Genomic DNA, 21,907 nt, shown 5'->3' with positions numbered 1-21,907 from the left:
TCGCCCCCCGTTAGCGGGCGCAGCGACACGAAGTGCGCGCAGCCTGGGGGTGAGCCTGGTCACCTCCAGCCGCGATGCCAGCCGTATTGCGGGTGGTGCCAGCCCCAGCCATAGCGCGGGTGATATGCCCAAACGAAGCCGACGCCCGGCGATACATACGTAGGCGCCACGTAGGCCACGCCAGGAGGCGCCGCGTACACGGGGGCAGGGGCGGCCGGCGCGACCACGCAGCCGGTGAGCGTGGCCGCCAGCACGGCGGTGGCGGACACTGCAAGAAGAGATGGGAATCTCATGGCGAAGCTCCTGGAACGAGTTGTTGTCGGTGTGAACCTCCAACGTCGTCCAGTACCGCCGGATGACGGCCTTTACCCGGGCGACACACTGTGACCGGCGTGTCTCTTTCCTTTCAGAACGCTTTCGCGCTTGCCAGGTCTTCAGATCGCCTTGAAATGGTGCGTTCCATCGCGACCCAACTGCGCGACAAGGCCGTACTCCCAATCCAGGTAAGCCTGCATCGCCTCGGCTGGCGCATCGGTGCCTTCATAGGGGCGGCGATAACGGTCGGTGCGCGCGGTCGCGAGGCGGATTTCGCCGCTCTCCTGGCCGAGGCCCGCGGCGAACCATGCCACATTGCCGCCGGCCAGTACCAGCACCTGCACATCGCGCTGGCCGCGAGCATCGAGCAGCGCGCGCAGGTCGGCCGCGGCATAGCGGGCGAGCAGGCTGCTGCCGCAGGTCAGCACGTAGCGCGACGAGGGCGGGATGGCCGTGTCGAGCGCCTGCGGCAACTGCGCGCGGATCGCATACCAGGCGCCCGGAATGTGGCGCTTCACGTAGTTGGCGCTGGTGGTCACGTCGATCACCGCGGTGCCCGGCTGCTTCAGCAGCGCAGCCAGCTCGGCCGGTGCGATCTCGCTCACCGCGACGGCAACCGGGGGGTATGCGCTCGCGGGAGTAGTCGTCTCGCTGAAGTCGGCCGCTGCCGGCACCGTATCGAGCACATAGACCTCCCACCCCATCTGCGCCAGCCATGACGCACTCATCGATGCGCGCACGCCGTCGTCGTCCGCCAGTACGATGCGCGCGCCGCGCACCGGCACCTGGTGATCGGTTTCCTGCACCAGCTGCCCGCCGGGCGCGCTGGCGAAGCCGGGCAGGTGGCCCGCCGCGTATTCCCCGGGCGTGCGCACGTCGAAGCGGTAGACGGTGCGTCCGGGAGCCTCCAGCGTGTGCAGCGCGTCCAGCGCGATGCGGTGCACGCCCGCCTTGTCGGCCACGCGTCGCGCATCGGCCTGCGCCTGCGCGCGATGGGCTTCGGACACGGCCGCCGGGGCCTGCCTGTCCGCGCCGTGGTCGAGCACCTGTCCGGCCAGCTTCCAGCCGATGGTGCCGTTGCGCAGCGCCGCCACGGGGTTCGGGATGCCCGCATTCACCAGCGACTGCGTGCCGATGATGCTGCGGGTGCGGCCCGCGCAGTTCACGATCACCCGTGTCGCCGGATCGGGCGCCAGCTCGCGCACGCGCAGCACCAGCTCCGCGCCCGGCACGCTCGTGGCCGAGGGAATGCTCATCGTCTGGTATTCATCGAAGCGGCGCGCGTCGAGCACCACCACGTCGGCCTTCGCGTCGATCAGCGCCTTCACCTCGGGCGCCGAGAGCGACGGCGTGTGCCGCTCGTGCTCGACCAGCTCGCCGAAGGACTTGCTCGGCACGTTCACGTCGCGGAACAGTTCGCCGCCGGCCTTGCGCCAGCCTTCGAGGCCGCCGTCGAGCAGGTGCACGTTGGTGTAGCCCAGGGCGGCGAGGGTGCGCGCGGCCTGCGGCGCGAGGTCGGTGCCGGCGTGTTCGCCGTACAGCACGATGAGCGTGTCGCGCCGCGGAATGCGCCGCCAGGTCTCGATCTCGATGCGCGACAGCGGCAGGTTGGCTGCCCACAGCGGGTGCTCCTGCGCGAACGGGTCTTCCTCGCGCACGTCGAGCAGCGCGGTCTCGTCGCGGGCGATGAGCCGCTCGCGCACGGCGGCGTAGGAAAGAACGGGAAAGCTGTTGGCGGTGGTCGTCGTCATGCGTCTGTAGCGGCTCTGAGTTCTGCGCTGCGGTCCCACAGGTTGGGCAGCAGCGTGTTGGAGTAACCGGAGACGAAGGGCTTGCGGCCGCCCTCCGGCGGGTAAGTATGCCGCCGCACGGCGCCGATGTTCGCGCCGTACACGTGGATGCTGATCGAGACCCGGTCGGCGTGCGCGTTGTGCACGCGGTGCAGGTCGCCGACGGTGGGCGACACCGCCTCCACCTGGCCGGGGTCGAGCCGCACCGCCTCGCCATGCGGGCGCGCGTTCCCGTCGCTGTCCAGCGCATAGCCCTGGCTGTACTCCGAGCCGCGCAGCATGCCGATCAGCCCCCACACCGTGTGGTCGTGCACGGGCGTGGCCTGCCCCGGTCCCCACACGAAGCTCACGACCGAGAAGCGCTCGGTGCTGTCGGCGTGCAGCAGGAACTGCCGGTAGTACACGGGGTCGGGTTGTGCGAAGGCTTCCGGCAGCCAGTCGTCGCGCGACACCAGCTTGCGCAGCAGTTCGCCGCCTTCCGAAAGAATGCGCGGCTCGTCGGGCGCGCCATCGAGCAGCGTGCCGAAGGCGCCGACGAATTCGCGAAGTGGGGTCAGGGAGTTTGTCGTCATGCGGGGCGTTTCCAGACCCCAGTGTCGGTGATTGCGCGCACGTCTACCCGCACCGGCAGGATGCCGTCCCGCGCCGAGCGGTCGGCCACCGTCTGCAGCGCGGCGATGTCGGCCTCGCTCACCGGCCGTCCCGCCACCGAGGCCCGCGCGGTGATGATGCGCGACGACTCGATGGGCAGCCGCGTGAGCTGGCTGTAGGCCTGGGCATATGCCTCGGGATTGGCCAGCGCCCAGTCGCCCGCGCGCGCGAGCCGGTCGAGGAACTGCACGATGGCCGCGCGCTTGGCAGGGTCGGCCAGCGAAGACTCGGTGGCCGTGATGAAGCCCAGCGCGGTGTTGATGCCGCGCCCGTCGCGCAGGATGCGCCCGCCCTGCTGCAGGGCGATGGTGTAGTAGGGGTCGAAGATGGCCCAGGCGTCGATCTGCTTCGAGGCGAAGGCGGCCGCCGCGTCGGTGGGCAGCACGAACTTCACCGTCACCTCCTCGCGCTTCACGCCGGCTTCTTCGAGCGCGCCGTAGAGCTGGTACTGCGAGATGCTGCCGCGCGCGGAAGACACGATCACCGTCTTGCCGCGCAGGTCCGCAACGCTGCGCAGCGGCGAATCGGGCTGCACCACGATGCCCAGCGATTCGGCCTTGCCGACGCGCGTGGCGACGATCTTCAGCGGCGTCTTGCCCACGGCTGCGGCAAGCACGGGCAGGTCGCCGGCCATGGCGGTGTCCACCGCCGAGCTGCGCTGCGCCTCGAAGAGCGGCGCGGCGCCCTGGAAGTTGGCCCAGCGGTAGGCAAAGGGGGCGCCGTCGAGCGCGCGCGAGGCCTCGAACAGCGAGCGCAGGCCACCGGCCTGGTCGCCGAGCACCAACGCGGTCTGGGGCTGCGCAAAGGCGCGCAGCGAGCCGGCAGCGGTCAGCGACAGCGCGGCGCCTTGCTTGAGCCAGCCACGCCGTGATGACCTGGAGAAGAGTGCAGACGTCATGCCGTAGCCCCCGAAGACAACAGCGCGCGCTTGCCCGCCGCCACCAGAATCGCGTCGTTCTGCGGCGTGTGGATGCGGCTGCACAGCACGTCGCGGTAGTGCCGCTCCAGCGGGTTGCGCCGCGAGAGGCCGTGGTTGCCGCTCAGCTGCAGCGCGAGCTCGACCACGCGGATCACCGTGTACTTGAGCAGGCCGCTGTCGGCTGCCGGCTGCGCATGGCCGCCATCGACCGCAGCGGTGGCGTCGGCTAGCAGCACGCGGTTGGTGCGCAGCAGCGCCTCGATCTCGCCGACGTGCTCCTGCACGCGCGGCAGACTGGCCAGCGGCGCGCCGAGGCTGCCAGGCGCGCGCCGGTTCAGGAAGTCGACCAGCCAGTCGCGTGCGGCTTGCGCCACCGCGTCGTAGAGGCTGCCGAGCAGCACGGTCATCCACGCCTGCTGCGTGGCGTGGGCGTCGATATCGGTCTGGCTGCCCGCGTCGGGCGCCCAGTCGGCCGGCGCGCGCAGGTCCACCGCATGGTCGGCGTCGATCGCGACGTTCTCGAAGACGACTTCGTGGCTGCCCGAGGCGCGCAGGCCCAGGTGGTCCCAGCTCGCGATCACGCGCACGCCGGGCGCGTTGCGCGGCACCAGAAACACGCCGGTGCGCGGCTGCGCCTCGTCCGTGCGCGCCCACACGGCGAGCCAGCTCAGGCCTTCGATGCCGGTGGTATAGAGCTTGTGGCCGTCGATCTGCCAGCCGTCACCGTCGCGACGTGCGACCGTGCCGGGCAGGCCGCCGCGCGCGGGCGAGCCCAGCGCCGGCTCCACGCGCAGCGCGTTGATGAGTGCGCCGTTCTCCACCGCGTCGCGCACCACGCGCTCGCGCAGGTGCGCGGGCCAGCGGCTGTCCGGGCGCGTCAGCGCATGGTGCTGCAGGTAGGTCATCGTGAGGATCAGCGCCGTGGCCGGCTCGCCGCGCGCCACCGCCGAGATCACGCGCCGGGCCGTCGCCAGCGTGGCGCCGCCGCCGCCGTGCTCGGCGGGCGCGACCAGGCCGATCAGGCCGCGCGCCTGCAGCGCCGCGAAGTTCTCGCGAGGGAAGGCGCCGCTCAGGTCGTGGTCGGCGGCGGTGGCTGCGAACTGGGCCGTGAGTCGGGCCAGCACGGAAGCATCGACGGTGGCGGGGGAGGGGTGTTCGGGCGCGGCGCTGGCGCGGCGCAAGGGAAGTGCACTCATGGTTTCCGCACGGTAGCGGCCCGCCCGCCGCGCGAAAACGACGCATCCCGCATATGCAAACTCGTTTTTCTGCGTTCGTTTCCGCGAGGCGTCTGGTTACGGTCCGGCTGCATGAAATCAGACTTTCTTCCGGACCGTCGCCGGCTGCTGCAGACCGCCGCGGCGCTCGCCGCCACCGGCTCTGGCAGCTGGGCGCAAGCCGCTGCGCCATCACGCGATCTCTCTGGCGTCACGTTGCGCGTGGGCACCTACAAGGGCCTGTGGCGGCCGCTGCTCACCGCCTCCGGCCAGGCCGGCACGCCGTACAAGATCGACTGGCGCGAGCTCAACAACGGCGTGCTGCACATCGAGGCCATCAACGGCGACGCGCTCGACCTCGGCTCGGGCAGCGAGATTCCGCCGGTGTTCGCGGCGCGGCAGAAATCCAGCGTGAAGCTGGTGGCCGTGACGCACGAGGACCTGAACAACCAGGCCACCTTGGCGCGCAAGGACGCGCCGATCCGCAGCATCGCCGACTTCAAGGGCAAGCGCGTGGGCTACGTGCGCGCCACCACTTCGCACTACTACCTCGCCAAGCAGCTGGCCGAGGCGGGCCTCACGTTCAACGACATCCAGGCCGTGAGCCTCACGCCTTCGGACGGCCTCTCGGCCTTCGCGCGCGGCGACCTCGATGCCTGGGCCATCTACGGCTACAACGGCCAGCTCGCGCGTACCCAGTACGGGGCGCGGGTCATCAAGACCGGCGTGGGCTATCTCTCGGGCAACTTCCCGATCTACGCCAATCCGCGCGCGCTCGACGACCAGCTTCGCCGCGCCGCGCTGGCCGACCTGCTGCAGCGGCTGCAGCGTTCGTTCGCGTGGATCAACGGCAATTTCCTCGCCTACGCCCGCGCCCAGTCGGCCGAGACGCGCGTGCCCGTGGGCGACATCGTCGAGCTGTTCAACCGCCGCAGCGGCGACTACAGCCTGGGCCCGGTCAGCGACGCGGTGGTGCGCAGCCACCAGGACGTGGCCGACACCTTCCTGAAGATCGGCGTGCTCGACGGCCCGGCCGACGTGAAGCCCCTGTGGGACCGCAGCTTCGAGAGCGTGCTGCGCCTGCCCGCCGCCTGACAACCACCTCCCATGAACATTCAAACAAGGACAGCACCATGAGCCAGCAGCCACAGCAACAAGACGGCCTCGTCGAATTCATCGGCATGATCCAGGGCCAGAAAGTCTCGGAGATCCACCCGGCCAAGGGCCCCTCGCTCGACCGCGACTACGTGCGCGCCTTCGCGCAGGCCCACGAGGCGGCGGGCTTCGACCGCGTGCTCGTGCCGCACCACTCGACCAGCCCCGACGCCACGCTCACCGTGGCCTATGCGGCCTCGGTGACCGAGCGCATCCACTTCATGCTCGCGCACCGCCCCGGCTTCGTCGCACCCACGCTGGCCGCGCGGCAGTTCGCCTCTCTCGACCAGTTCAGCGGCGGCCGGCTCGCGGTGCACTACATCTCCGGCGGCTCCGACGAGGAGCAGCGCCGCGACGGCGACTGGCTCGACCACGACCAGCGCTACGCGCGCACCGACGAGTACCTCGAGGTGCTGCACAAGGTGTGGACGGCGGAGAAGCCCTTCGACCACGAAGGCGCGCACTACCGCTTCCAGAACGCCTTCTCCGAAGTGAGGCCGCTGCAGACGCGCAACGGCAGGCCGCACGTGCCGGTGTACTTCGGCGGCGCATCGGAGGCAGCGATTCCGGTGGCGGGCAAGTACGCCGACGTCTACGCGCTGTGGGGCGAATCGCTCGACCAGGCGCGCGAACTCACCGCGCGCGTGCGCGCCGAGGCGGCGAAGCATGGGCGCAGCGTGCGCTTCTCGGTGTCGTTCCGCCCGATCCTGGCGCAGACCGAGGAGGCCGCATGGGCGCGCGCCGAGAACATCCTGGCCGAGACCAAAAGGTTGCGCGTGGTGCAGGGCTACAACCGAGGCGGCCCGCAGCAGAGCGAAGGCGCCAAGCGCCTGCTGGCTGCGGCGGAGAAGGGCTCACGGCTCGACAAGCGGCTGTGGACGGCGGTAGCGCAGGAGATCGGCGGGCGCTCCAACAGCACCGCGCTGGTCGGCACGCCGGAGCAGGTGGCCGACGCGCTGCTCGACTACTACGACCTGGGCGTGACCACCTTCCTGATCCGCGGCTTCGATCCACTGGAAGACGCGCTCGACTACGGCCGCGAACTGATCCCCCGCACGCGCGAGCTGGTGGCGCAGCGCGCGCAGCAACAACGCAAGGCGGCCTGAGGAATCACCATGAGCGCAGTTCTTTTCATCGACCGCAGCGCGGCTTCGCAGCCCCTGAAGCTCAACCCGAACCCGCAGCAGAAATACTGGTTCGATCCCGTCCCGCCGCGCACCACCGTGCAGGCGGAGCGCCGCCACCGGCAGGAGCGTTTGGCCGGCGCCTTCCGCCTGTTCGCGCGCTTCGGTTTCGCGCAGGGGCTGGCCGGCCACATCACGGCGCGCGACCCGGAGCTCTCCGACCACTTCTGGGTGAATCCGCTGGGCATCCATTTCTCGCGCATCAAGGTGTCCGACCTGCTGCTGGTCAACTCGAAGGGCGAGACCGTGATCGGCGACAGGCCGCTCAACAAGGCGGCCTTCGCGATCCACGCGGCCATCCACGAGCACAACCCGAAGATCGTCGCCGCCGCCCACACGCACTCGACCTACGGCAAGGCCTGGTCGACGTTGGGCCGCAAACTCGACACCATCACGCAGGACAGCTGCGTGTTCCACGACGACGTGGCGCTGTTCGACGACTTCACCGGCATGGTGGTCGACACCGGCGAGGGCGAGCGCATCGCCCAGGCGCTGGGTGACAGGAAGGGCGCCATCCTCAAGAACCACGGCATCCTCACGGCGGGGCCCACGGTGGAGGCCGCCGCGTGGTGGTACATCGCGCTGGACAACGCCTGCCACACGCAGCTGCTGGCCGAGGCCGCCGGCAAGCCGCAGCCAATCGACGAAGCCACCGCGCGCCACACGCACGGCCAGATCGGCGGGCCCGAAGGCGCCATCCATTCCTTCGACAGCCTCTACGAAGGCCTGGTCGAGGCCGAGCCCGAACTGCTGCTCTGACGCGAACATGATGACCCCCACTCTTTCCCGCCGCAGCGTGCTGCGCGCAGGCGGCGCCGCCGCCGTGGTCGCCTCGGGTGGCCTGATCGCCTCGCAGGCCTTCTCGCAGCAGTCCCGCAAGCTCACCTTCGCCTGGAACGCCTCGGCCTTCTGCCTTTCGCCCGTGGTGGTGGCGCAGGAGCGCGGTTATTTCGAGCACAACGGCCTGCAGGTCGACCTCATCAACTACACGGGTTCCACCGACCAGCTGCTCGAATCGCTGGCCACCGCCAAGGCCGACGCCGCGGTGGGCATGATCCACCGCTGGCTCAAGCCGCTCGAATCGGGCTTCGACGTGAAGATCGTCGGCAGCTCGCATGGCGGCTGCGTGCGGCTGGTGGGAGCCAAGGGCGCGGGCGTCACCAACCTCGCGAGCCTGAAGGGCAAGACCATCGGCGTGTCGGACATCGCGAGCCCGGGCAAGAACTTCTTCTCGATCCTGCTCGCGAAGAACGGCATCGACGCCGACAGGGACGTGACCTGGCGCCAGTACCCGGCCGACCTGCTCGACATCGCGGTGAAGAAGGGCGAGATCCAGGCCATTGCCGACGGCGATCCCAACATCTACCTGATCGAGAAGCGCAACCAGGGCGCCTACGTCGAGGTGGCGAGCAACCTCTCGGGCGAATACAAGGACAAGGTCTGCTGCATCGTCGGCGCGCGCGGCGAACTCGTGCGCAAGGACAAGGCGACGGTCGCCTCGCTGGTGCGCGCCATCGCGCAGGCCTCCGACTACGTGGCCGAGAACCCGAACGAGTCGGCCAGGCTCTTTTCGAAGTATTCGCCCAACGTGGCGGTGGAAGACCTGCGCGCGCTGCTGGGCACGCTCACGCACAAGCACCACCCGCTGGGGCGCAACCTGCGCGACGAGGTCGAGTTCTACGCCCGCGACTTCCGCGGCGTGGGCGTGCTCAAGAAGACCACCGACCCGGTGCGCTTCGCCGACCACGTCTCCTTCGATCCCTTGGCATGAACAGAAATACAAGCCGCATCCGCATGAGCCACAACAGTTCCCGTCGTCAGTTTCTTGCCCAGGGCTCGGCGGTTGCCGCTGCCGTCGCCTTACCCGGCGTGGCATTCGCACAGGGTCGCCCGGTGCTGAAAGCCGGCGACCAGAAGGGCGGGCTGCGCGCGCTGCTCGAAGCCGCCGGTGGGCTGGAAGGGCTCAACTACGACATCCAGTGGTCGGAGTTCCCGGCCGCCGCACCGCTGGCGGAGGCGCTCAATGCCGCCGCGGTCGATTCGGGTCCTATCGGCGACGCGCCGCTGATCTTCGCGCTGGCGGCCGGCACGCGCGTGAAGGCCATCGGCGCGAACCGCTCCGACTCCTACGGCACGGCCGTGCTCGTGCGGCCCGACTCGCCGCTGAAGACCGCCGCCGACCTGAAGGGCAAGAGCGTCGCGACCAATCGCGGCTCCATCGGCCACTACGTCACGCTCAAGGCCATCACCTCGGCCGGCCTCAAGCCGGAGGACGTGAACCTGCGCTTCCTGGCGCCGGCGGACGCCAAGCTCGCGCTCACGCAGGGCTCGGTCGATGCCTGGGCCACGTGGGAGCCCTACACCGCGCTGGCCGAGGTCAGCAACCATGCGCGCGTGCTCGTGAGCGGGCGAAGGCTGCTGCCGGGGCTGAGCTACCTCGCGGCCACCGACAGCGCCATCGCTTCCAAGCGGCCGGTGCTGCAGGATTTTCTGCAGCGCGTGGTGAAGGCGCAGCTCTGGTCGTACCGCAACGTCGATGCCTACTCGGCCGCGCTGGCGCGCATCATCGGCATTCCGCCCGAGGCGGCGAAGCTGCAGTTCGAGCGGCGGCAGCAGAAGTGGGTGGCCATCGACGCGCAGGTCATCGCCGACCAGCAGGGGACGGCCGATTTCTACCGGCAGGTCGGGCTCATCAGGCAGCCGCTGGACGTGAAGGGCACCTTCGACACCAGCTTCGGCGTGGCCGGCTGAAAAAACGCGCGACCGTAGCTGAGTCCAAGACTCGCGTAGTTGCGTGCGCGGGGCGCGGAGTTGCGCTGGCTAGAGTCGTCGCATGACTTCCTATGCCATTTCCCCCGCCCCCGTCCATTCGCTGCCCATCCAGGGCGATCAGGTCTGCTTCCCTGTCAACCGCATCTTCTGCGTGGGCCGCAACTACTCCGAGCACGCCCGCGAGATGGGCCACAACCCCGACCGCGAGCCGCCGTTCTTCTTCATGAAGCCGGCCAGCGCCATCGTGGCCGACGGCGGCGAGTTCGCCTATCCGCCGCTGTCGAACGACGTGCACCACGAGATCGAACTCGTGGTCGCGCTGAAGACCGGCGGCGCGAACATCGCCGCCGCCGACGCGCTCGGCCACGTCTACGGCTACGCCGTCGGCCTCGACATGACCCGCCGCGACCTGCAGGGCGAGGCCAAGAAGATGGGCCGGCCCTGGGACACCGGCAAGGCCTTCGACGGCTCCGCGCCCTGCGGCGAGCTGGTGCCGGTGGCCAGGGCCGGCCATCCGGCCAGCGGCGAGATCCGCCTCGACGTGAACGGCGCCCAGCGCCAGGTGGGCGACCTCGCCGACATGATCTGGAACGTGCCCGACACCATCGCCTACCTCTCGACGCTGTTCACGCTGCAGCCCGGCGACCTGATCTTCACCGGCACGCCGGCCGGCGTGGCGGCGGTGCAGCGCGGCGACCGCATGCGCGGCAGCGTGGCGGGCGTGGGCGTGCTCGAAGTCGCGGTCGTCTGAGCCCGAAGACAGGGCGCTCACCAGATCCGGCGGGTGCGGCCGGATCGCCGGTGCGCCAGATGGCGTACCCTCACGGGCGAAAGACGAAGACGCCTGCCCCGATGCGCTCCTCCACCCCCACGTCCGTCCGCACCTACGGCATGCACGAGCGTGCCGACCACCTGGACTTCGACATCCGCTTCCAGGGCGCGCGCAACGAACTCACGCTGCCGCACCGGCACGCGTACTTCCAGATCCAGGTCGGCATCGAGGGCAGCTCGCAGCAGTCCATCGGCGGCGAGGTGCGCCCCTTCGGGCCGCGCCACCTGAGCTTCGTGCTGCCGTACCGGGTGCACGTGATTCCGCATCCGCCCGAGGCGCTGTACTGCATCGTCAACTTCGACCAGCGCTTCCTGTGGCCCGAGCTCGACGTCGACGCGCTCGACCTGGAAGACGTGCCGCTCGCGCGTCATCCCGACCTCGCGCCCTTCCTGTTCCAGGAGTACGTCGACTTCGCCTTCGACGAGGCCGACTTCGCCCGCATCCGAGGCTGGCTCGACGAGCTGCATGCGCTGAACGCGAGCCGCAGCTTCGGCGCCAAGACCGCCATGCGCGGCATCCTGCAGCAGATCGTCGGCCTGGCCTGCATGCGGCAGGAGAACGCGCTGATGCGGCTTTCGCTGCAGCACGACGGCAAGACTTCGCAGCGCGACGCCCTGCAGCGCGTGGTGCGCTACGTGCGCGACAACCTCGACAAGCCGCTGTCGCTGACCGACGCCGCGGCGGCCGCATTCCTTTCGCCCAACTACCTGGCCAACCTGCTGCGCAAGGAAACCGACCGAACCTTCACCGACCTCGTGACCGAGCGCCGCATCGAGCGCGCGAAGGAACTGCTCGCGTCCACCTCGCTGCTGGTGCGGGAGATCGCGCACCAGTGCGGCTTTGCCGACGAGGCGTACTTCAACCGGCGCTTCCGGCAGGTGGTGGGGAGCACGCCGCGCAATTTCAGGCGCGAGCACGTGGTGGGCAAGCTCGGCTAGACGAGCGCGAGCTGCGACAGCCGCGTGACCAGCGGCGCGAAGAGCTCGCTCGCCGTGTTTCCATAGCCCAGCACCAGCCCGTTGTCCGATGGCATCGGCCGCATCGCGAAGCCCGACAGCGGCGTGGGCGCGATGCGCTGGCGCAGCGCCTCGGCGGCGATCCTCCGGTCGTCGAAGCGCCCGGGCAAGCGCACGGTGAGATGCATGCCGCAGTGGCCGCCGTCGATCTCGTGCGGTACCTCGAAATGCTTTTCGAGCGCGAGCCGCAGTGCCTGCTGGCGATCGCGGTACAGCCTGCGCATGCGGCCCAGGTGCCTGCTGAACTGGCCGCTCTCGATGAAGTCGGCCATGGCGAGCTGCTCGTGGCGATGGCCGCCGCGCAGCATCTCCTCCAGCGGTGCCTGCACGGCGGACACCAGGCGCTCGGGCAGCACCAGGAAGCCGAGCCGCAGCGACGGGAACATGGTCTTGCTGAAGGAGCCGACATAAAGCACCGGCGCGTCGTCCACCAGCCCCTGCATGGCCACGATGGGCTCGCCCGTGTGGCGGAACTCGCTGTCGTAGTCGTCCTCGACGATCCACGCGCCGTGCCGCCGGGCCTGCGCGATCAGTTCCAGCCGGCGCGCGATGCTCAGCACCGAGCCGGTCGGGTACTGGTGCGACGGCGTGGTGTAGACCAGCCGCGGCGGGTGCTTGCGCCAGTCGCGCTCGCTCACGCAGAGGCCCTCGGCATCGACGCGCATGGGCACGATGCGCATGTCGCCCGCATGCATGGCGGCTTTCGCGCCGCGGTAGCCCGGATCTTCGACCCAGCCGGTCTCGCCGGGGTTGGACAGCAGGCGCACGCACAGCGAGATGGCCTCCTGCGCGCCTTCGGCGATGACGACCTGCCGGGGCTCGCAGCGCACGCCGCGCGCCACCGACAGGTGCCGCGCAATGGCAGCGCGCAGCGCCGGCTCGCCCAGCGCGTCGCCGTAGCCCAGAGCCGCGCAGCCGCCGCCGCGGATCGCACGTTCCAGCGAGCGACGCCATGCGGCCAGCGGAAAGTGCGACAGCGCGGGCACCCCGGGACGCAGCGCCGCGCCCATGTCGGCACGTGGAGCGCTCGGCAGGATCCTTGCGAGGCGCTGCGCGGTGGCCGGCGTGCCGGCCTGCTTGCCAGCACGCTCACGCTTCGATGGCGCCGGCGACGAGAGCTCGGCCACGCGTGTGCCCTGCCTGTCGGGCCGCACATAGCCTTCGGCCGCCAGATGCTCGTAGGTGGCGGTGACCGTATTGCGCGAGATGCCGAGCGCCTCGGCCAGCGCACGCGAGCCCGGCAGGCGGCTGCCGGGGGCGAGGCTGCCGTCGAGGATGGCGTTCTTGAGGCGGTCGTGCAACTGGCGCTGCATCGGGCCCGACCGGCGCTCCCTGGAGAGCGGGGATTCGAGCAAGGAAGAAGGCGGCAAGGGGGGAGGCGGCAAGGGGGAAGTGGAGCGTGGCACCATGAAATTGGCTCTGAATGGCACTTCTCGTGGCGCCACGTTGCGGCTACTTTAGCGCTCTCCGGCCCCGCCGTTCACCATCCACCGAAAGAGCTTCCACCCATGTCAGCCCGCCAGAACGAGTTCGGCCAGTCCATCGGCCCCGAGGTTCCCGAATGGACGCCCCGCGCCCTGCCGCCGCGCCGCGTCATCGAGGGCCGTTTCTGCAGGCTCGAGCCGCTCGACGTTGCAAAACACGCCGACGATCTGTACGCCGCCTATGCGCAGGCGCCGGATGGTCGCGACTGGACCTACCTTGGCGTGGAGCGGCCCGCCGATCTGGCCGGCCTGCGGGCCTATGCCGAGCGCATCGCGAAGAGCAGCGATCCGCTGCACTTCGCCGTCGTCGACGTGCGAAGCGGCCGCGCCGTGGGTTCGCTGGCGCTGATGCGCATCGACCCGGCCAACGGGGCCATCGAGGTGGGCACCGTCAACTTCTCGCCACTGCTCAAGAACACGCCGATGTCCACCGAGGCGCAGTATCTGCTGATGAAGTTCGCCTTCGACGAGCTGGGGTACCGCCGCTACGAATGGAAGTGCGACAACTTCAACGAGCCCTCGAAGCGCGCGGCGCTGCGGCTGGGCTTCAGGTACGAGGGGCTGTTCCGCCAGGCGGTGATCTACAAGGGCCGAACACGCGATACGGCGTGGTTCTCGATCATCGACAGCGAGTGGCCGGCGCTGCGCACGGCCTTCGAGCGCTGGCTGGCGCCCGGCAACTTCGACGAGAAGGGCGGCCAGCGCATGTCGCTCGACAAGTTCCGGCTGCCTTCTTCCTGATCCCTCCGCGGCCGGCTACTTGCCCGGCTTCTGCGCCTGCTCGCACTCGACCTGGATCAGCTCGCGCTCGTCCAGCGTCGCGCCGATGCGCACCGCGCTAAGGCAGCCGCCCCACACGCAGCCGGTGTCGGTGGACAGCAGGTCGGGCCGCGAGAGCCAGCCCAGCGTGGACCAGTGGCCGAATGCGACGGTGGCGTTGGCCGTCTTGCGCCCGGGCACGTCGAACCACGGCATGTAGCCCTCGGGCGCGGTGGCGGCGCTGTCTTTCGCCTCGAACTCCATCACGCCGTCCGCGGTGCAGAAGCGCATGCGCGTCAGCGCGTTGACGATGGCGCGCAGGCGGGCGCTTCCGGTGAGCGTGTCGCTCCATCGGGCCGGCTCGTTGCCGTACATCGACATCAGGAATTCGCCCAGCGCCGGGCCGCGCAGCACCGACTCGAGCTCGGAGGCCAGCACCAGCGTGTCGCCCACCGTCCATTGCGGCAGCACGCCCGCATGCACCATCAGCAGGTCGCCGGCGCCTATGCGCATATGCAGCGCCATGTGCTGGTTGCGCAGCCAGTCGAGCAGCGCCTCGGCATCCGCGGCGGCGAGAAGCTCGCCCAGCGTGTCCTTGCGGCCGGCCTTGCGCGCGCCGTGCGCAACGCCCAGCAGGTGCAGGTCGTGGTTGCCCAGCAGGCTCAGTGCCGAGGCGCCGTAGCCCTGCACGTGGCGCAGCACCGAGAGCGAATCGGGGCCCCGGTTCACCAGGTCGCCCAGCAGCACGAGGGTGTCGCGGCTGGGGGAGAAGTCGATCTTCCGCAGCAGCCGCTGGAAGGGGGCGTCGCAGCCCTGCAGGTCGCCGATCAAGTAAAGTGCCATTCCCCCATTCTCTCCCTCAGTTCATGGATGTCTTCCTCCTGGCCTTGCTGACCACGCTGAACGCGTTGTTCGCAATGTCCGAAATGGCCCTTTCCACCAGCCGGCGCGCACGTCTCGCGGCATTGGCCGAAACGGGAGACGCCGGCGCGGTGGCCGCGCTGAAGCTGATGGAATCGCCCACGCAGTTCCTCTCGACGGTGCAGATCGGCATCACCTCCATCGGCATGCTCAGCGGCATCGTGGGCGAGGCCGCCTTCGCCGAGCCGCTCGGCGTGTGGATGGAAGGGCTGGGCATGGGCCGCGGCACGGCCAGCATCGCGTCGACCGCGCTGGTGGTCACCTGCATCACCTTCTTCACCATCATCTTCGGCGAGCTGGTGCCCAAGCGCATCGGCCAGCTCTATCCCGAGCCGGTGGCGCGCTGGGTGTCTCGCCCGATGCGCGGGCTGGCCAAGGGTGCGAAGCCCTTCGTGTGGCTGCTGGCGGGCGCTACCGCCGCCACGCTGAAGGTGCTGCGCATCGACGCCAACGCGGCGCGTTCGGTGACCGAGGAGGAAATCTCCGCCAGCCTCGAAGAGGGCGTGGACGCCGGCGTCATCGAGCAGCACGAGCACCAGATGGTGCGCAACGTGTTCCACCTCGACGACAGGCGCCTGTCGTCGCTGATGATCCCGCGCGCCGACATCGAATGGCTCGACGCCTCCTTCACCGTGCAGCAGGCGCTGCAGAAGGTGGCCGACGCGGGCGCGCTCAATCTGGTGCACTCCTGGTATCCGGTGTGCCGCAATTCGCTGGACGACGTGGTCGGTGTGATCAGCGTTGCGCACCTGCTGCGCCTGGGCCCCGCGCATATCGGCGTGCTGGGCCAGGAGGCGTCGCCCGCCGTGTTCGTGCCCGAGACCCTCACCGGCATGGAGCTGCTGGAGCAGTTCCGCGCCCGCGCCGGCCGGCTCGTGTTCGTGGTCGACGAATACGGCGTGGTGCAGGGCCTCATGACGCCGCGCGACCTGCTCGAAGCCATCACCGGCGAGCTGCAGCCCGGCATGCAGACCGACGCCTGGGCGCACCAGCGCGCCGACGGCCTCTGGGAGCTCGACGGCCTCATGCCCGTGTCGGAGCTGCGCGCGCGCCTGGGCATTCGCGAGCTGCCCGACGAGGAGCGCGGCCTCTACAACACCGTGGCCGGCCTGCTGATGGCCGTGTCGGGCCACCTGCCGGAGGTGGGCGAGCAGATCGACTGCGCCGGCTGGTGCTTCGAGATCGTCGCGCTCGAAGGCCGCCGCATCGACCGGGTGCTGGCCTCGCCGGACCCGACGGCCCCGCCCAGGGAAGAGTAGGGCGCGGGCCATGCTGTCGCTGCAGGCTCTCAGCTGCCCCCAGTGCTCCGCGCCCCTGCCGCGCGCCGCCCGGTGGCGCACGGTGAACTGCAGCTACTGCGGCGCCACCGTGGTGCGCGGGCAGGAGATCGTCGAGCGCGAGAGCTTCCGTGCCGCATGGCGCCGGGCCAATGCCGACGTGCCCGGCGGCCGCGTTCTTGCGTGGCGCGGCGGTCGCTACCGCGTGCTCGCGCCGCTGGCCACCGGCGAGCACAGCGATGTACTGCTGGCCGAACGACTGGGCGCGCTGCCCGAGCGCGTCACCTTCAAGCTTGCACGCGAGAGTTCGGCAGACGGCGTGCTGCAGCGCGAATTCACCGTGCTGCAAGCCCTGCAGGATCTTTCCGTGCCCGGCGCGGCCTACTTCACCCGCCGCCTGCCGCAGCCGCTGGGCATCGGCGTGGCCGAAGGGCTGGCGAGTGCAATGAGCGACGGCTCGCGGCAGGCGCTGGTGTTGCGCCACCCGACCGGTTTCTGGGGCAGCCTGCAAGACGTGCGGCAGGCCAACCCGCAAGGCATCGACCCGCGCCACGCCGTATGGATCTGGCGCCGCATGCTGGAAGTGCTGGCCTTCGTTCATGGCGCCGGCTGGACGCACCGCGACCTGTCGCCCTCGCATGCGCTCGTGCATCCGCGCGACCATGGCGTGCTGCTCATCGGCTGGTCGCGCGCGCAGCAGGCCACCGGGCCGGCGCACGACGCGGCCGTCGCGCGCGACCTGATGCAATCGGCCTGGGCCGTGCGCGCCGTGCTGCACGGCGCAGCACCCGGCGAGCCCGGCCTTGGTTCCCACACACCCGCGCCTCTCGCCGCCTTGCTGCGCGAATGCAGCGAGGACGCAGCCGCCTGCGGGCGCCTGGGCGCGCAGGGCATCGAGCAGGCGCTGTCGGCGGCTTCGCGCGAAGCTTTCGGTGCGCCGAGGTTCGTCCATTTCGATCCGGCGCCCGCACCGCACGCCGGCGCCTGACGCAAGGCATACGTACAACAGTCACAGAGGAGCAGAACCCATGGGCTACGGAAACTACTCGCACGCCGCCCACACGGCACTCATCGCCGACCGCGCCGCGAGACCGGGCGCGGAAGTCTTCACGCAGCGTTCCACGCATCCGCTGATGAACCCGCAAGGGCTCAAGGTGCGCGAATCGCGCGACAACGCCGACCATCCGAACTCGCTGGGCATCGCCTTCGCGCTGGACGTGACCGGCTCCATGGGCGACATCCCGCAGATCCTCGCGCGCCGCGAGCTGCCCACCTTCATGAAGCTGCTGACCGATTGCGGCGTGGCGGACCCGCAACTCCTGTTCATGGCCATCGGCGACGCCAACTCCGACCATGCACCGCTGCAGGTCGGCCAGTTCGAATCGACCGCCAACCTCATGGACCAGTGGCTCACCTGGAGCTACCTGGAAGGCGGTGGCGGCGGCACCGGCGAGGAAAGCTACGAGCTCGCCTTCTACGTGATGGCGCAGCACACCGACATGGACTGCTGGGTCAAGCGCAGGAAGCGCGGCTACCTGTTCGTGACGGGCGACGAGCTGCCCTATCCGGCCGTCTCGCGCCACCAGATCGAGGGCCTCATCGGGGAGAAGCTCGACGAGGACATTCCCATCGAGGAAGTCATCGCCGCCGCGGCCGAGACCACGCATCTGTTCTTCCTGATCCCCGACGCGCAGCGCCGCCGCCGCTGCGAAGGCCGCTGGCGCGAACTGCTGGGCGACCACGTCATCTGCATGGACTCGCCCGACGACGCCTGCGCCGTGGCCGCCGGCATCGTCGCCCTCACCGAGAAGGCCGTGCCCAGCCTCGAAGCGCTGGCCGGCGTGATGAGCGCCACCGGCATGGAGAAGGAACGCGTGGGCGGCGTGCTGCACGCGCTCGACGCCTACGCCGCGCTGCTCGACCCGGGCGCGCCACGTCATGCGCCGCCCAGCGTGGCGGCAGCCGCGGCCGGTGCGCGCTCGTCGTGGTGGAAGCGGTTGTTCGGCTGACGGCCGTGTGACGGCGCACGCTCGTACGCACTACGTCTCGCTGCTGGGCCTCGGCTTCGGGGACTGCGGCAAGGGGCTCTTCACCGACCACCTCGGCGGCGCGCTGGACGCCCACACCGTGGTGCGCTTCAACGGCGGCGCACAGGCCGGACACAACGTCGTGCTGGCCGACGGGCGGCACCACACCTTCTCGCAGTTCGGCGCCGGCAGCTTCCATGCGGGCGTGGGCACCGTGCTTGCGAGCCCGGTGGTCGTGCACCCCACGGCGCTGCGCGTGGAGGAAGCCGCGCTGCGCCGGGTCGGCGTGGAAGACGCCTTCGGGCGGCTGCTCGTCGACGCGCGCTGCCGCGTGACCACGCCGTTCCACCAGGCCGCAGGCCGCCTGCGCGAATTGGAACGGGGCGAGGCCGCGCACGGCAGCTGCGGCGTCGGCGTGGGCGAGACCGCGCGGCAGGCGCTGGCCTCGCCCGATGAAGCGCTGCGCTATGGCGATCTGCGCAATCCTGCACGTGCATTCGAAAAGATCGAAGCGCTGCGCACCGTGCTTCTGCACGAGTTCGCGGCCAGCCCGGCGCTGCGGCACGCCCATGCCGCGCAGGAAATCGCCATGCTGCGCGACGACACGCTTGCGTGCCGCTGGCTGGAAGCCGCCGCACCATGCGTGGCGCAATCGCCGCCCGCGAGCATCGACCGCATCGCCGAACGCCTCGCGCGGCCCGGCACCGTGATCTTCGAGGGCGCCCAGGGCGTGCTGCTCGACGAATGGCACGGCTTCCATCCGCACACCACCTGGAGCACCATCTCGACCGCCGCCGTCGAAGCCGTGCTGCACGATGCCGGCATCGACGCCCCCGTCCAGCATCTGGGCGTGCTGCGCAGCTACCTCACGCGCCACGGCCCGGGCCCGCTGCCCACGCACGACCGCATGCTCGATGCGCGGCTGGCCGAACCGCACAACGCCGACGAAGGCTGGCAGGGCGCATTCCGCAGGGGGCACCCCGATGCGGTGCTGCTGCGCTATGCGCTCGATGTGGTCGGAACGCTCGATGGGCTGGCGGTGAGTCACCTGGATGCCATCGAGAGGGCAGGTTTGCGATGGTGCGCGGGCTATCGCACGGACGATGCGGGGCGGATCGCTTCGCTGCCCCTGGGCGGCGTGCGGGACCTCGATCACCAGCAGGCGCTGACGCAGTTGCTGCAAAGCGCCGAGCCGATCTACGAGCCGCATTTCATCGCCACGCCGCATGCGTGGGTGGAGCACGCAGAGGCGCTGAGCGGCCTGCCGGTTCGTTTCGGCTCTTTCGGGCCGACGCGGGAGAGCGTGCGAGGGCGCAAGCATCTGCCCTGATCGAGAACGCGGGGGGCAGCCGGCGGCGGCGCGTGACCTGTCCATTCAGCGGCAAAAAGCGGGTTCTGTTGCAACGAGCGCCTCGTTCCGGGCTCCTGGCATGCCGGCCGACGTCTCTGTACGCCTGCTACCGGCTTGTCGAGATGTGACTTTGTGCGGCAGTTTCTTACAATACGTTGCGTTTCATTTCGCCGGTGCAACCCAAATCGCGCCTTCGTACATTCACCGCGCCCGCTCATGCCTTCGTCCAGACTTGCCTGCTTCTGCGTTCGCAATGCCCGCCTGGCCGCAGGCCTGATTTCCGCTGTGGCGTTGGCCGCGTGTGGCGGTGGCGGAGGCGGTGCGGGCAGCGGGGCATTCTTCGTTCCCCCCGCGCAGCAGCCCGCCGCGCCTGCGCCCGGCGGCACGTCCGGCGAATCCACCGTCCTGATGCGCATCAAGCCGGAGGCGGTCGGCGTCAACTGCACCCTGGGCGGTGCACGCATCGAGGCCGGCCTGGACGCCGACAACGATCACGTGCTCGCGGACAGCGAAGTCACGTCCACCCAGTACATCTGCAACGCCACCGCCGGGGCGGATGGCCTCAGCACGCTGGTGCGCATGCGGGCCGAGCCCGCCGGCAGCAACTGCGCGCAGGGCGGCTCGCAGGTGCTGGCCGGCAAGGACCTGAACCGCAATGACGTGCTCGAGGATGCGGAGGTGACGAGTTCTGCATACGTCTGCGGCGGTGCGCCGGGCGCCACCGGCGCAGCGGGTGCTGTAGGGTCGAATGGCCGCGACAGCCTGCTCGCATTCGCCGCCGAAGCACCGGGCGGCACCTGCGCCTATGGCGGTCAACGAGTGCAGTCCGGGCTGGACCTGAACGCCAACGGCGTGCTCGACGCCGCGGAGGTCACGGCCACGGCCTACGTGTGCGCGGCCGCGCCGGCCGACACGCGCTGGGTCAGCGTCACCGCCTCGAGTTTCCAGACCGAGTCGAACACCGGCTATCAGGCGAATTCGAGCACCGGCGTCACGCTCACGCTGCCGCCCGCGCCCACGGTGGGCGATTGGATCAAGGTGGTGGGGGTGGGCAGCGGCGGGTGGACCATCGCGCAGAACGCGGGGCAGCGCATCGACACGCGCGGCCTGCCCGGCGGAACGGACTTCGACTGGCGCCCGGTGTCGCCCGCCGGCAGCTGGAGCGGCATTGCCTCGTCCGCCGATGCCACCCGCCTGGCGGCAGTGTCCACCAGCGGCGAGCTCTACACCTCGGATGATTCCGGTACGACCTGGATCCCGCGCCTCATGGGACAGCCCTGGAGTGGGATCGCTTCTTCCAGCGATGGCCTGTCGCTGATCGCTGCATCCAACGGCGGTGCGCTTTACCGCTCGGCCGATGGCGGCCTCAACTGGACCAACGACGGATCGTCCCGGGCCTGGAGTGCGGTGGCCAGTTCCGCCGACGGGTCGCGCCTGGTCGCGACCGCCTACCTCGGGCAGATCTGGACCTCGGCGGATGGCGGTGGCAGTTGGACGGCGCGTGAGTCGAGCCGCGCCTGGCGCGCCGTGGCCTCTTCGGCCGATGGACGGGTTCTGGTGGCGGCCACCAATGGTTCCCAGCTGTTTGTCTCGACCGACTATGGCGTGAGCTGGACCCCGCGCGCGAGCGGCCAGTTCTGGTGGTCGGTGGCGGCATCGGCGGACGGCAGCACCCTGTACGCCACCGTGGACACGGGCGCGATCTGGCTCTCCACCGATTCGGGTACCACATGGGAAGCGCAGACCGTCAGCCGTGATTGGCGAGGCATTGCCACGTCCGCCGACGGCCGCTACGTCGTGGCCGCCACCAGCGGTGGCCGCCTCTACGAGTCCAGCGACAGCGGCCGGACCTGGCGCGCGACCAGCGACGGCGGTAGCTGGACTGCGGTCGCGAGCAGCACCGACGGCCTGAAGGTGGCCGCCGCCAAGGCGGGCTCGGCCATCCAACTCGGCACGCGTCGCACTTCGACCACCCTCGGCACGGCCGGGTCGATTTCCGGAGGGCAGCAGGACTCGCTGGAGCTGCAATACGTGGGAGGCGGCGTGTTCACGCCCGTCGGCTATGTGCTGGCCAATGCGGCATTCGTCGTTCGCTGAAGCCGATCGCGGGCCTCTTTGCATGCTGACGGGCTGGTGACGAGCCACCTCGATGCCCTCTAGGGAGCTAGGCTGCGCTGGTGCGATGGTTGTCGCACGGCCGATGCGGGCCGAATCGCGTCGCTGCCACTTGGCGGCATACG

Annotated in this window: 20 protein-coding genes; 13 read left to right on the top strand and 7 right to left on the bottom strand. The window is 70.0% G+C overall.

What is annotated here, in order from left to right:
* Positions 1–59: 59 nt before the first annotated feature.
* The 5 genes from ABL844_RS23190 to ABL844_RS23170 all read right to left on the bottom strand — a co-directional run bounded on the left by ABL844_RS23190 (position 60) and on the right by ABL844_RS23170 (position 4,871).
* Positions 60–293 (bottom strand): hypothetical protein, encoded by a 234-nt coding sequence (locus ABL844_RS23190; protein ID WP_126024346.1) that lies wholly within the window; start codon positions 291–293, stop codon positions 60–62.
* Positions 294–434: 141 nt separating this feature from the next.
* Positions 435–2,066 carry a rhodanese-related sulfurtransferase gene (locus ABL844_RS23185; protein WP_418129088.1) on the bottom strand — a complete coding sequence of 544 codons (1,632 nt, stop codon included), beginning with the start codon at positions 2,064–2,066 and terminating at the stop codon, positions 435–437.
* Positions 2,063–2,677: a cysteine dioxygenase gene (locus tag ABL844_RS23180; protein ID WP_418129086.1), complete on the bottom strand. Its 615-nt coding sequence runs from the start codon at positions 2,675–2,677 to the stop codon at positions 2,063–2,065. Before ABL844_RS23180 ends, ABL844_RS23185 begins: the two co-directional genes overlap by 4 nt.
* Entirely contained in the window at positions 2,674–3,654 is a 981-nt protein-coding gene (locus tag ABL844_RS23175; protein ID WP_418129084.1) for an ABC transporter substrate-binding protein, read from the bottom strand. The genes ABL844_RS23180 and ABL844_RS23175 overlap by 4 nt, the downstream gene beginning before the upstream one ends.
* Complete coding sequence (locus ABL844_RS23170) at positions 3,651–4,871, bottom strand: acyl-CoA dehydrogenase family protein (protein WP_418129083.1); 1,221 nt, start codon at positions 4,869–4,871, stop codon at positions 3,651–3,653. The genes ABL844_RS23175 and ABL844_RS23170 overlap by 4 nt, the downstream gene beginning before the upstream one ends.
* 111 nt (positions 4,872–4,982) lie before the next feature.
* Between ABL844_RS23170 and ABL844_RS23165 the strand changes: the two genes are divergently transcribed.
* From ABL844_RS23165 to ABL844_RS23135, 7 genes are all read left to right on the top strand, one after another.
* Positions 4,983–5,984, top strand: a complete 1,002-nt coding sequence (locus ABL844_RS23165; RefSeq protein ID WP_418121938.1) for an ABC transporter substrate-binding protein — start codon at positions 4,983–4,985, stop codon at positions 5,982–5,984.
* A 38-nt stretch (positions 5,985–6,022) separates the two neighbouring features.
* The gene (locus ABL844_RS23160) at positions 6,023–7,150 is read left to right on the top strand and encodes an LLM class flavin-dependent oxidoreductase (RefSeq protein WP_184641561.1); all 1,128 of its coding nucleotides are present in this window, start codon (positions 6,023–6,025) and stop codon (positions 7,148–7,150) included.
* Positions 7,151–7,159: 9 nt separating this feature from the next.
* Complete coding sequence (locus ABL844_RS23155; RefSeq protein WP_418129082.1) at positions 7,160–7,987, top strand: class II aldolase/adducin family protein; 828 nt, start codon at positions 7,160–7,162, stop codon at positions 7,985–7,987.
* Positions 7,988–7,997: 10 nt separating this feature from the next.
* A complete protein-coding gene (locus ABL844_RS23150) occupies positions 7,998–8,999 on the top strand; it encodes an ABC transporter substrate-binding protein (RefSeq protein ID WP_418131941.1) in 1,002 nt (333 codons plus the stop codon).
* Positions 8,996–9,979, top strand: coding sequence for an ABC transporter substrate-binding protein (locus tag ABL844_RS23145; protein ID WP_418129080.1), 984 nt, complete (start codon positions 8,996–8,998; stop codon positions 9,977–9,979). The genes ABL844_RS23150 and ABL844_RS23145 overlap by 4 nt, the downstream gene beginning before the upstream one ends.
* Before the next feature lie 82 nt (positions 9,980–10,061).
* Entirely contained in the window at positions 10,062–10,751 is a 690-nt protein-coding gene (locus ABL844_RS23140) for a fumarylacetoacetate hydrolase family protein (RefSeq protein WP_418129079.1), read from the top strand.
* Between the two features lie 101 nt (positions 10,752–10,852).
* The gene (locus tag ABL844_RS23135; protein WP_240650772.1) at positions 10,853–11,770 is read left to right on the top strand and encodes a helix-turn-helix transcriptional regulator; all 918 of its coding nucleotides are present in this window, start codon (positions 10,853–10,855) and stop codon (positions 11,768–11,770) included.
* Here ABL844_RS23135 and ABL844_RS23130 read toward each other — a convergent pair.
* A complete protein-coding gene (locus tag ABL844_RS23130) occupies positions 11,767–13,257 on the bottom strand; it encodes a PLP-dependent aminotransferase family protein (protein ID WP_418129078.1) in 1,491 nt (496 codons plus the stop codon). The two genes, ABL844_RS23135 and ABL844_RS23130, sit on opposite strands and share 4 nt — an antisense overlap.
* A 99-nt stretch (positions 13,258–13,356) precedes the next feature.
* Here ABL844_RS23130 and ABL844_RS23125 point away from each other — a divergent pair, with 99 nt between their 5' ends.
* Positions 13,357–14,073 carry a GNAT family N-acetyltransferase gene (locus ABL844_RS23125; RefSeq protein WP_184641565.1) on the top strand — a complete coding sequence of 239 codons (717 nt, stop codon included), beginning with the start codon at positions 13,357–13,359 and terminating at the stop codon, positions 14,071–14,073.
* Positions 14,074–14,088: 15 nt separating this feature from the next.
* Here the strand turns inward: ABL844_RS23125 and ABL844_RS23120 are convergent, their stop codons facing one another.
* Entirely contained in the window at positions 14,089–14,934 is an 846-nt protein-coding gene (locus tag ABL844_RS23120; protein WP_418117350.1) for a symmetrical bis(5'-nucleosyl)-tetraphosphatase, read from the bottom strand.
* Positions 14,935–14,957: 23 nt separating this feature from the next.
* Between ABL844_RS23120 and ABL844_RS23115 the strand changes: the two genes are divergently transcribed.
* From ABL844_RS23115 to ABL844_RS23095, 5 genes are all read left to right on the top strand, one after another.
* Positions 14,958–16,271, top strand: coding sequence for a hemolysin family protein (locus ABL844_RS23115; RefSeq protein ID WP_369661337.1), 1,314 nt, complete (start codon positions 14,958–14,960; stop codon positions 16,269–16,271).
* A gap of 10 nt (positions 16,272–16,281) precedes the next feature.
* Positions 16,282–17,277, top strand: a complete 996-nt coding sequence (locus ABL844_RS23110) for a lipopolysaccharide kinase InaA family protein (protein WP_418129077.1) — start codon at positions 16,282–16,284, stop codon at positions 17,275–17,277.
* A 40-nt stretch (positions 17,278–17,317) separates the two neighbouring features.
* Positions 17,318–18,298, top strand: a complete 981-nt coding sequence (locus ABL844_RS23105; RefSeq protein ID WP_418129076.1) for a VWA domain-containing protein — start codon at positions 17,318–17,320, stop codon at positions 18,296–18,298.
* A gap of 7 nt (positions 18,299–18,305) precedes the next feature.
* A complete protein-coding gene (locus ABL844_RS23100; RefSeq protein WP_418129075.1) occupies positions 18,306–19,646 on the top strand; it encodes an adenylosuccinate synthetase in 1,341 nt (446 codons plus the stop codon).
* 237 nt (positions 19,647–19,883) lie between these two features.
* The gene (locus ABL844_RS23095; RefSeq protein WP_418129073.1) at positions 19,884–21,764 is read left to right on the top strand and encodes a WD40/YVTN/BNR-like repeat-containing protein; all 1,881 of its coding nucleotides are present in this window, start codon (positions 19,884–19,886) and stop codon (positions 21,762–21,764) included.
* Positions 21,765–21,907: the final 143 nt, after the last annotated feature.

It is taken from the genome of Variovorax sp. 278MFTsu5.1, from assembly GCF_048305045.1.
In the GTDB taxonomy this organism is placed as follows: Bacteria; Pseudomonadota; Gammaproteobacteria; order Burkholderiales; family Burkholderiaceae_C; genus Variovorax; species Variovorax guangxiensis.
This window is presented reverse-complemented; position numbering and strand designations above follow the sequence as displayed.

Coding starts and splice junctions, on each gene's coding strand:
- ABL844_RS23190 (WP_126024346.1), bottom strand. CDS start 293: ATGAGATTCCCATCTCTTCTTGCAGTGTCCGCCACCGCCGTGCTGGCG.
- ABL844_RS23185 (WP_418129088.1), bottom strand. CDS start 2,066: ATGACGACGACCACCGCCAACAGCTTTCCCGTTCTTTCCTACGCCGCC.
- ABL844_RS23180 (WP_418129086.1), bottom strand. CDS start 2,677: ATGACGACAAACTCCCTGACCCCACTTCGCGAATTCGTCGGCGCCTTC.
- ABL844_RS23175 (WP_418129084.1), bottom strand. CDS start 3,654: ATGACGTCTGCACTCTTCTCCAGGTCATCACGGCGTGGCTGGCTCAAG.
- ABL844_RS23170 (WP_418129083.1), bottom strand. CDS start 4,871: ATGAGTGCACTTCCCTTGCGCCGCGCCAGCGCCGCGCCCGAACACCCC.
- ABL844_RS23165 (WP_418121938.1), top strand. CDS start 4,983: ATGAAATCAGACTTTCTTCCGGACCGTCGCCGGCTGCTGCAGACCGCC.
- ABL844_RS23160 (WP_184641561.1), top strand. CDS start 6,023: ATGAGCCAGCAGCCACAGCAACAAGACGGCCTCGTCGAATTCATCGGC.
- ABL844_RS23155 (WP_418129082.1), top strand. CDS start 7,160: ATGAGCGCAGTTCTTTTCATCGACCGCAGCGCGGCTTCGCAGCCCCTG.
- ABL844_RS23150 (WP_418131941.1), top strand. CDS start 7,998: ATGACCCCCACTCTTTCCCGCCGCAGCGTGCTGCGCGCAGGCGGCGCC.
- ABL844_RS23145 (WP_418129080.1), top strand. CDS start 8,996: ATGAACAGAAATACAAGCCGCATCCGCATGAGCCACAACAGTTCCCGT.
- ABL844_RS23140 (WP_418129079.1), top strand. CDS start 10,062: ATGACTTCCTATGCCATTTCCCCCGCCCCCGTCCATTCGCTGCCCATC.
- ABL844_RS23135 (WP_240650772.1), top strand. CDS start 10,853: ATGCGCTCCTCCACCCCCACGTCCGTCCGCACCTACGGCATGCACGAG.
- ABL844_RS23130 (WP_418129078.1), bottom strand. CDS start 13,257: ATGGTGCCACGCTCCACTTCCCCCTTGCCGCCTCCCCCCTTGCCGCCT.
- ABL844_RS23125 (WP_184641565.1), top strand. CDS start 13,357: ATGTCAGCCCGCCAGAACGAGTTCGGCCAGTCCATCGGCCCCGAGGTT.
- ABL844_RS23120 (WP_418117350.1), bottom strand. CDS start 14,934: ATGGCACTTTACTTGATCGGCGACCTGCAGGGCTGCGACGCCCCCTTC.
- ABL844_RS23115 (WP_369661337.1), top strand. CDS start 14,958: ATGGATGTCTTCCTCCTGGCCTTGCTGACCACGCTGAACGCGTTGTTC.
- ABL844_RS23110 (WP_418129077.1), top strand. CDS start 16,282: ATGCTGTCGCTGCAGGCTCTCAGCTGCCCCCAGTGCTCCGCGCCCCTG.
- ABL844_RS23105 (WP_418129076.1), top strand. CDS start 17,318: ATGGGCTACGGAAACTACTCGCACGCCGCCCACACGGCACTCATCGCC.
- ABL844_RS23095 (WP_418129073.1), top strand. CDS start 19,884: ATGCCTTCGTCCAGACTTGCCTGCTTCTGCGTTCGCAATGCCCGCCTG.